Below are 9,856 nucleotides of genomic sequence, written 5' to 3' on the forward strand. Positions count from 1 at the left end.
TGCCGTCATTGCCGTTCACAGAAAAGTCAACTACTTTGCCTTCAGAGATACCACCTAAGCGCCAATACCCCACTAAACCGACTTCTTTTCCTGTCAGTTGTAGGTACATACTATTTTTAATGTCTTCAGCAGTCCGGGCTACTGTCCAAAGACGCAAATCGCTAATTTTACCGTTAAAGTAGCTGTCATTAGAGAAGCTACTTTTGCCAATATAGTTATTAGTCTGTTTGAGGTTACTGGGAAGGTTGATTTTAGCTGTCTGAATTTGTTCACCGTTTTTGTACAGTTTGGCAGTTCCCGAAGCATCTATTGTTGCCGCTAGATGAATCCACTTTCCTGTTTCTAATACCCCTGGTACATTAATTGCCTGTTCTTTTGATTGCGATTTTATCCTTAAGCGGAATGTGTTAGATGTTCCCTCGTTGCACAATAGGATATTGTTATTATCCGAGCCATCACCAAAATCAATAATTCGGGAATATGATTTAAAACTGTCATACCAAACCCAAGCTTCTACGGTAATTCCCTCGGAGAAATTGTGATTGATCTCGGCTAGAGAGACATAATCATCCACCCCATCAAACACGATTCCCCGTCGCTTTTGGGACACAAATTTCACATTGACAGCTTCTCCCATTGCCCATTTGCGTTCAATTACAAAATGGGTGTCATCAATTTTTTGCACGGGGTAGCTGTCGTTGTAGTCTTCTGTCCCGGTAATTTGGACGCGATCGCCATTTTCCAAACCATGATTGGGACAGGTGACTCGTAATTTCCCGTCGGCAGTTTTTTGATAAGCGGTAATCATGCCATCAAAAATCAAACCACCGGCTTCTGGGTCTTCTTTTTCCCAATAACCCAATCCGCGATCCAATGGGATGTCAATATCAAAGGTATTTTTATCTACTTTAATCGTCTGATACAACCCTTGATAATCACTGGTGCCGCTGATTTTTACCCAATCGTAATTGGCTAATTTTGAAGCACCGCCATCGGTGGATATTTTAACTAAATCTTCGATATCTTCCGCATCAGTTCCTGCGGCGAATCCGCTAATAATTCCTTGGGGAGGAGGGGTTTTGTCACCAATTGCTTTTATTTCATCTAAAGTGTTTAAAGGTAACAAAACTTCTCGCTGCCGACTGCGAATAATCGCACTATGCGGGTTCTCGTCAATTTCTCCTAAAGTGCCATCCCCGGCGATCGCAAAACTGAAAGCGGCTGTCCCTTTATCCGTGGGAATCGCTAACATTAATCGCGTGGCAGTCTTTAACAATTGTTCTTCCCCAGACTGGGTTTCTTGGGCTTGTTGTAAATCGTATTTAGTGGCAGATAAACCGTTGGTGACTGTCACCCCCTTAATGTCTAAAGTCCGCTTAATCACCCCAGGAATCCGCCGGGGAACTAGGCTATCCTTTGATTCTTCAAAAATGGTGTAATCTTGAACATCAAATAGTCCTTCTTCCGAGGCGCGAATGGTGGTTAATTCGACTTTCTGGGTTTGACTGTTGTAGGCGAAAATATGCCAGCGATAAACATCATTTTCAATCGTCGGAACCAATACCACGGAAAACCAGCCTTTATGCAGGTTATTAACTAAACATAATTCGGTGGTGGGTTCGTAGAAAAAGTTACCGTTGGCATCACGAAAGTCTAAGGTGTCAATATTAACCAGTCCACTAGACCCCCGTTGCATATTTTTCGTGGGTTCGTGTTTCTGCTTACTCCGCTTAAACCGAACTTCTAGCTTGCGGTTCAGCTTATTAGTCATGCCGTCTAATATAAAACGGTCTACCAATAGAGTGTTAGATTTGGACTGACGAAAAACGTAAATATGTCCCAGGGCAGAAATCGCTTGTACTGGGGCAACTGCGGTTATATTTTCAGTTTTGTAAAGGGATTTGAGGAGATATTGACTCGGATTTTGTTGGTGAGTCAGTTCGGCTTTTTCTTTTTCAATTACCGACTGGTCATCAGCTTCATCAGCGAATTCCAGAGTTTGCCAGTTTTCCCAGCCGGTTCTTTGATCGGCGGGGGTGTTGAGGTAGCTATCTTCAAACCCATCTTGCTTCACCGTATAGGAAATTTTTCCGTCGACATCCGTGGCAAATACGACAACTTTACCCTCGTGGGTAATGCTGTTGGGGTGCTGAAGGTTTTGTTCTGTGAGATACATAGATTGGGGTCGGGAGTCTTAAAAAATGTTCAAATCGCAGTCTCTCCAATTTAAACGGATGTGCCTGCGCGGTCAAGATTTTATTCATTAATTAGTTGACACTCCCACCCCTACGCTACGCTAAAGGGGTGTATCAACAATGACAGAAAATCAGTACAAAAGAAAAACCACATCAGTGAGCCTAATCAATTATCATTTTGTGTTCTGTCCTAAAAGGCGAAAAAAGGTGTTTGTCAATGAAGTGAGTAGAAGATTAGAGGAAATTATCTATTAATCAAACAATTACCCCCTTACAGATTGAAAAAATTATGCAATCGATGACTTGGTTATAGGGTTTAACTTTTCTCAAAAAGTTGGAAGAAATAACCCAATAAATATAATGATCCACAAAGAACGGGTAAGGTATTTTCTTCTCTGATAGCCGCTTCTAAGGCAGGAATTAAATCGGGATAAACTTGACAACGGTTTAAATTAGGACATAAATTTTGGGCGAAGGTAGCTAACTCTTGGGGTTCTGCATAAGCATGATGGGGAATCGGAACTAAATATAATTGATCACCCGGTCTTAATAAGGCTTTAAAAATATTAATATGATCTTTAGTAGACAACATTCCCATCACCCAACTCACTGAAGAAACCTGTAAACTGTCTACATATTGACGTAATGCTTCTGCTGCTGCTGGATTATGGGCTCCATCAATGAGTAACCGATGATGATTCCAAGTCATCCATTGTAACCGTCCTGGCCAGCGTGCCTTTTCTATCCCTGTGATGATCACTTCCTCTGAAAGTTCCCATCCCTGCTGAGAGAGGATTTGTGCCGTTGCGATCGCAATTGCAGAATTCATGAATTGTATTTGTCCGAATAGAGGTAAACAATATTCTAAACCTTGATAATTTGCCCTCGAAAACGAACTAAAACCGTCAGAGGGTTTGACCTCAACCGCAGGTTTAACCCAGGTAATCGGGCAGTTATATTCAGTTCCCCGTTGTTGAATAACCTGTTGAGCATCAGGGGGGAGCATCCCCACCACCACCGGACATCCGGGTTTGAGAATTCCGGCTTTTTCAAAGGCGATTTCTGCAATTGTTGAACCCAAAAATTCTTGATGATCTAAACCAATGGAAGTAATCACACTCACCAAAGCCCGATCACAAACATTTGTCGCATCTAAACGACCCCCTAATCCCACTTCAATTACTGCAAGATCGACATGGTTTTGGGCAAAATATAACCAAGCTGCCACGGTCACAACTTCAAATAAAGTTGGAGGAGGTTCATTCGGTAAAATTGCAGTTTCAACTTGTTGTAAAACTTGTAAAAAATCAGCGTTTGAAATGGGTTGTTCATTAATACATAAACGTTCTGTCCAATCAACGAGATGGGGGGAAATGTAACGCCCGACCCGATAACCTGCCTGTGTCAAAATAGAGGACAGATAAGCACAGACTGAACCCTTGCCATTAGTGCCTGCGATATGGATGATAGGAACACGAAAGTGAGGATTTCCTAACCGTTCTAGGAGTTGTTGGATTCGTTCTAAACCTAAATGAATCCCAAACTCTTGATATCGTTGTAAAACTGTCTCCATATTGACCCATTGACTCAAAACTTTTACTGTAGTTAAGAATACTGTTAAACACACCCGATATCATTAAACACTATTTTTTTAAGAATCTAGGCAGAAACATGGAAATTGCTTACAGTTAAAATTGGTAATCCAACCAGGAGAACACAGTGAGATTGAGGTTGATTCGATATCGTATCCGTCAAATGTTCTATCAAGCTCCATTCTGGATGGGTGGATTGATGGGACTTTTGATGGTGATTAGTATCGAAGTGGCAAAACAGTTAGGATTTCAGGTTCCTGTCCCTTTTTTGATTATGGGTTTGACCGTGATGTTATGCGCCAATTTAGGGGGATTAAAAACCGGGTTAAGCTGTGCAGTTGTGATAGCAATTTATATTATTTATCTAGCTGGTAAACAATTATTCCCTAATGTTTTAAGTCCAGAACCACTTCAGGTGAGTTTCATCATTTCCTTGATTTTTCTGGCTGCTATTCTTTTAGGAAAAACATCTGATAAAAATCAGGCGTTAATTTACCGTTTAAAAACCACGGAAAATGAATTAAAAAAACGATTATTAGAACTAGCAGAAACCAATGCTTTATTAGATCAGGAAAATCAAGAACGTCAACAAGCGGAAGCTACCTTAAAAAGTTTACTCCTAGAGACTTCATCCGTAACGGGACTTGAATTTTTCCCAACCTTAGCCCGACATTTAGGACAAACTTTAGGATTTCGTTATGTGATTGTTTCAGAAGTGATTCCAGACTCACCAGAACGGCTGCGAACCTTAGCATTTTGGGAAGAAAATCGCTTTTTAGAAAATCAAGAATTTGATTGGGATAAAACCCTACCTAAAGAGGTGAATTCAACTCGAATTTTGACCTTAATTCATGACCAACTTCAAGAGAGATTTCCCTATCTTTTATCCTTAGTAGATGTGCCCGTTGTTTCCTATATTGGACTCCCTATTATTAGCCGTTCTGAACAAATTATTGGTTATTTATGTTTACTTCATGATCAACCCATCAAAAATGAATCCCGAATTCAATCCCTAATTCATATTTTTGCTGGGCGAATTGTGGCAGAATTAGAACGAAAACAAGCAGAAGCAGCGCAAAAAAAAGCAGAAGCTAAATATAGAAGTATCTTTGAAAATGCTATTGAAGGAATTTTTCAAAGTACACCCGATGGACGATATTTAAGTGCTAATCCTGCCTTAGCCCGAATCTATGGTTATCATTCGCCCGAAGAGTTAATCCAGAATCTTACCAATATCTCAGAACAATTATATGTTAATCCTAAACAACGGCAAGAATTTTGTCAGAGTATGGCAGAACAAGGCAAAATTTCTGGATTTGAATATCAAATTTATCGCCAAGATGGACAAATAATTTGGATTTCCGAAAATAGTCGTGCTGTTTATGATCAAGACGGGAACACTTTATATTATGAAGGTACTGTAGAAGACATTACCCAACGAAAAATAGCAGAAGAGAAGTTACTCTATAATGCCTTTTATGATGAATTAACTTCTTTACCCAATCGAGCTTTATTTATTAATCGCTTACAACAATCTTTAGCCCATGCTCAACGCCGTTATGATACTTTATTTGCCGTTTTATATTTGGATTTAGATCGATTTAAAGTTATTAATGATAGTTTAGGACACGCTGTTGGTAATCAACTTTTAGTCGATTTAAGCCAACGATTGATCAATTCTGTTCGAGATGGAGATACGGTTGCTCGTTTAAATGGAGATGAATTTGCGGTTTTAGTCGAAGATATTCAAGACGTTCAAGATGCGACTCAAATTGCTGAACGAATTTCAATGACATTAGCCCAACCTTTTCAACTCGAACAACAAGAAGTATTTACCAGTGCTAGTATTGGGATTACGTTTAATTTTCAAAGTACCGGACGTCTTTATGAATCCGCAGAGGAATTATTACGAGATGCTGATACCGCTATGCGCCATGCCAAATATTCAGGACAGGGATGTCCTCAACTGTTTGATCAACGAATGCAGAAAAATTTTCGAGGTCGATTACAATTAGAAATGGATTTAAGACGGGCAATTGAGCGACAAGAATTGTTATTAAATTATCAACTCATTGTTTCTTTATCAACGGAAGAAATTGCTGGATTTGAAGCTTTAGTGCGTTGGAATCATCCTCAACGGGGTTTAGTATCCCCGGTACAATTTATCCCATTAGCTGAAGAAACGGGGTTAATTGTTCCCATTGGAGAATGGGTATTAAGAACAGCTTGTCAGCAAATGCGTCAATGGCAACTTGAACATTTAATTAATTCTAATGTAACGATGAGTGTGAATGTCGCCGGACGACAATTTGCCCAACTTAAACTCGTTAATATGATTCACGAGATTTTATTAGAAACCGGTTTAGATGCTAAAAATTTACGCCTAGAAATTACTGAAGGAGTAATTATGGAGCATTTTGAAACAGCTACTACTCAGTTACAACAACTCCGAGATTTAGGTATTCAACTGTCTATTGATGATTTTGGGACAGGATATTCTTCTTTAAGTCGCTTACAACAATTTCCCATTGATATCTTGAAAATTGATCGGTCTTTTGTTAGTCCATTAGGAAATCAAGTGGAAAATCGAGAAATTGTAGAAACCATTATTAATTTAGCAGTTAATTTGAAAATGAGTGTGGTTGCTGAAGGGGTAGAAACCTTAGAACAAATCTTAGAATTAAAGCAGTTAGGCTGTCATTATGGACAAGGATATTTCTTTTCTCGTCCCTTAGATAGTGAGGGAATTAAACAGTTAATTCTCAATCGTCAGTTTAAGGCTTTATAAGCTTGTTTAGATTCGATTAGCAATCATTAAATGAATAGCCTGATTTCATATTAGTTTCCCATCAAAAAAGGTGCGTAAAACGCACCCTACACATCGATATTTTTATTCAATTTTAGGGATGGGGGCGGTGGGACTTGAACCCACACGACTGTTTAAAGTCAACGGATTTTCATTCTCCCGCAGCTTTCGCTACTGCCATTGGCGTTGAGAATTGGACTCTCCCTTTACCCTCGGCTTAACGTTAGGGTAGCTCCCGTCGAGTCTCTGCACCTTCCGAAGAGTTAATATTAGAATTTGGGAAACTTCCGCACTTCTAATCATCTTCGGCTTGGCTCAGGATTGCCTTGTCTGACAAATCAGATTTAGGTTTCCCTGAATTTGAGAGCTTACACTTGAGGAATTTCTCGCCTCAAGGCTCAATTTACTTTAAGTCCGTAGCGTCTACCATTCCGCCACGCCCCCGTATTGGGTAATGTGTTTATTTGCTTTTTAATAACCACATTTTTATATTTAAGCATTTAATTTTGATTTAGGCAAGTCTTTTTTCAAATTTTTTTCTAAAATCCCCCAATCTCCCTTCTGTCAAGCTTTTCGGCTTCAACCTTAAGCTCAAAGCTAGTCTGTCCAACTTAAAGTCTACAAGTCCATTGAGGATTTTTAGGCCCAAGCGATCGCCATTTCTTCTCTGCTGTTTTTAGGCCATCCACGGATCTTGACCCTTCAATAGTCAACCCTTTTTCTCTCTGTTCCCTATTTCCTACAAGAAATTCTACTCCTGTTCAAAATCAACTTTATCATAAAGATCAGCCAGAGAAATTTCACAGGGAACGGTATGAAGAGCTAAGATTGATTCTGCACTATCATACTCAGAAAAAATCCATTGATGGGGTTCTGTTTTGTAATATCGTTCAACGTGCATGGAATATTGATCGATCATTACATACTCTTGAAAACAGGGAATAGTCCGATAAAACTTAAATTTATTCCCGCGATCATAACCTTCAGTAGAATTTGATAATACTTCAGCAATCATAACAGGATTAGTAATCGTATCTTTTCGTCCTTCTTGCAGTTGTAAAGCACCTTCAACTACCAGAATATCAGGATAAGTATAGATAGGTTCTTGGGGAATCCACAATCGTTGATCACTGAAAAACACAAAATAAGGTTGACGTTTTAGGGCAAAATTTAAGGCTGCATAAAAGTTACCGATAATTAAATTATGATTGGGCATTCCACCAGGCATAAGAACAATTTCTCCATTAATATATTCATGTTTTTCTTGAGAATTAACTTCTAATTCTAGGTAATCTTCAAGGGTATAATATTTTTGTTCTTCCGCTTGCATAACCATAGGAATTCAACCTCTAATCTTTAAAGTTTTATTTCCTGCTTTGATCTGTTTCCCTATTTTAACGTAATTACCGTCACTTCTGGCGGACAATTCCAACGTCCGGGTAAATAGGTTCCTAAACCTCGATTAATATAGAGATAATTATCTCCAACTTGATATAATCCTGATACCCAATTCCAATTTTTATAAACTGATTGGCAATTGGAAATATAAGGAACCCAGGGCCGTAAAAATTTAGGAATGCGGCGACGGATGGGAGGTAATAAAGAAGGAACTACCCCAATTTTAGGTAATACAATTTGACCGCCATGAGTATGACCTGATAGTTGTAAATCAACTCGCCATTGCTTTAAAATTTCAGCCGTATCCGGGTTATGACTTAAAATAATTCTAGGAAGGGTTTCATCTAAGGTATTCATTAAAGGTTGAGGTTGGAATTGTTTTGATTTTAAATCTCCTAACCCAATTAAGGCAAGTTCTGAACCAAAAGGATAAACCACTTGATTACAAAGTACCTGTATTCCAATTTGATTTAAAGCTTCAGTAACGATTGTTTGAGAATGATGATAATAATGATCATGGTTTCCTAAAACGGCATAAATTCCTGATTGACTCGATAATTCTTTGAGGTAAGTGGTCAGTTGAGTAATTGGTTTAGGATCATGGGTGACATAATCCCCTGTTAATACAATTAAATCAGGTTTTGCTGCATTAGTAACAGCAATCGCTTCTTTTAACAATTGTTTAGATAATCGCAACCCATCATAATGAAAATCCGACATCTGTACGATTCTAATCCCGTTTAATAGAGGCGGTAGATTAGCAATAGTAACCGTTAATCGTTCTACCTTTAATTTTCCTGTTAACAGTGGATACATTGAGTTAACCTTAAATGTTTAACTTCAGTGTAGCGCACCTTCAAGAGTAGCTAAAATATGATCAAATTCATCTAAAATTGGAGATTACAAACCGGGTTTCTTGAAGAAATCGGGTTTTTGCTGTTTAACATAGAGCGATCACACACCGCTCTATGTTGATCTAAATTAACTTTAAACAAAAGATCACTATCCTTGGGAATTGTATTCAGAATTCAGGATGACAATTTTATGGTTGTCATTTGGTTTGATCAATCAGTATCACATTTGATAAACGATCAGATCACCTGTTTCTTTGATCTTTATCACAAACTTTAAGTGATCTAAATCACAGATTTGATGGGTAGAAATCACACTTAAAGCTTTTGTAAAATCACTTCTAATTTGTAAAAATTCAGTAAAGATAAGAATATTGAGTTCAACTTTAATAGTCATGGTTCCTCAAGTTCAACTTTTGCAGTCTGCTTTGGGTGATTTATTTGCCCAAGCCAACACCACAGGTTGCTTAACCCTCGCCGACCGCTATGGACTCATGGCAGCAATTTTAGATGAATCTCTTTCAGAAGAAGAAAGACGCTCCATTGACCGATTGCTCAGAGCCGTTTGTCGTGGAAAAATTAAAATTGTTGATGATCTCTCTAATTTACAATAATTAACATTTTCCTTTTTGTCCATCAGGCATAATTGCCCCGCAAAAATTAGTTCCTTCTAATTTAGCATTATTGAGATTTGCATTTAATAAATTAGCATTATTGAATTGAGCTTCTTCTAAAAACGCTTGATAAAGATCAGACCACGATAAATCAGCACCCTTTAAATTGGCTTTTCTTAAGGTTGTGCTGTGAAATTTTGTATCTCTTAAATCGGCTCCTGATAAATCCGCTTCAATTAAATTCGCAGAACTTAAATCCGCACCTTTCAAATTAGCTCCTCTCAGGTTAGCTTTTTGTAAATTTGCTCCTAATAAATCCGCTCCTTCTAACTTGGCTTCTACTAAATTAGTACGAATCAATGTCAACAATGTGATTTAAGTGGTTCTAATTTAGTAGAAG

At 38.4% G+C, this 9,856-nt stretch carries 9 protein-coding genes; 3 read left to right on the forward strand and 6 right to left on the reverse strand.

Annotation, left to right across the window (positions count from 1 at the left end; genetic code table 11):
• Positions 1-2,176 (reverse strand): LamG domain-containing protein (locus ACKPEB_RS18605; protein ID WP_408966465.1); only part of this gene is annotated, 2,176 nt, incomplete at its 3' end.
• 139 nt (positions 2,177-2,315) lie between these two features.
• Between ACKPEB_RS18605 and ACKPEB_RS18610 the strand changes: the two genes are divergently transcribed.
• On the forward strand, positions 2,316-2,450 hold the full coding sequence (locus tag ACKPEB_RS18610) for a transposase (RefSeq protein ID WP_408966466.1): 135 nt from the start codon (positions 2,316-2,318) through the stop codon (positions 2,448-2,450).
• A 61-nt stretch (positions 2,451-2,511) separates the two neighbouring features.
• Here the strand turns inward: ACKPEB_RS18610 and ACKPEB_RS18615 are convergent, their stop codons facing one another.
• On the reverse strand, positions 2,512-3,768 hold the full coding sequence (locus tag ACKPEB_RS18615) for a bifunctional folylpolyglutamate synthase/dihydrofolate synthase (protein ID WP_408966467.1): 1,257 nt from the start codon (positions 3,766-3,768) through the stop codon (positions 2,512-2,514).
• A 146-nt stretch (positions 3,769-3,914) separates the two neighbouring features.
• Here ACKPEB_RS18615 and ACKPEB_RS18620 point away from each other — a divergent pair, with 146 nt between their 5' ends.
• Positions 3,915-6,575 carry an EAL domain-containing protein gene (locus ACKPEB_RS18620; protein WP_408966468.1) on the forward strand — a complete coding sequence of 887 codons (2,661 nt, stop codon included), beginning with the start codon at positions 3,915-3,917 and terminating at the stop codon, positions 6,573-6,575.
• Between the two features lie 769 nt (positions 6,576-7,344).
• Here the strand turns inward: ACKPEB_RS18620 and ACKPEB_RS18625 are convergent.
• From ACKPEB_RS18625 to ACKPEB_RS18635, 3 genes are all read right to left on the reverse strand, one after another.
• Positions 7,345-7,929, reverse strand: coding sequence for a Uma2 family endonuclease (locus tag ACKPEB_RS18625; protein WP_408966469.1), 585 nt, complete (start codon positions 7,927-7,929; stop codon positions 7,345-7,347).
• Positions 7,930-7,982: 53 nt separating this feature from the next.
• Positions 7,983-8,807, reverse strand: a complete 825-nt coding sequence (locus ACKPEB_RS18630) for a metallophosphoesterase (RefSeq protein WP_408966470.1) — start codon at positions 8,805-8,807, stop codon at positions 7,983-7,985.
• 258 nt (positions 8,808-9,065) lie between these two features.
• Positions 9,066-9,239, reverse strand: coding sequence for a hypothetical protein (locus ACKPEB_RS18635; RefSeq protein ID WP_408966471.1), 174 nt, complete (start codon positions 9,237-9,239; stop codon positions 9,066-9,068).
• Between ACKPEB_RS18635 and ACKPEB_RS18640 the strand changes: the two genes are divergently transcribed.
• Positions 9,238-9,456 (forward strand): hypothetical protein, encoded by a 219-nt coding sequence (locus tag ACKPEB_RS18640; protein ID WP_408966472.1) that lies wholly within the window; start codon positions 9,238-9,240, stop codon positions 9,454-9,456. The two genes, ACKPEB_RS18635 and ACKPEB_RS18640, sit on opposite strands and share 2 nt — an antisense overlap.
• Here the strand turns inward: ACKPEB_RS18640 and ACKPEB_RS18645 are convergent, their stop codons facing one another.
• Positions 9,457-9,822: a pentapeptide repeat-containing protein gene (locus ACKPEB_RS18645; protein ID WP_408966473.1), complete on the reverse strand. Its 366-nt coding sequence runs from the start codon at positions 9,820-9,822 to the stop codon at positions 9,457-9,459.
• Positions 9,823-9,856: the final 34 nt, after the last annotated feature.

This window comes from Planktothrix sp., assembly GCF_046067725.1.
GTDB lineage: Bacteria > Cyanobacteriota > Cyanobacteriia > Cyanobacteriales > Microcoleaceae > Planktothrix.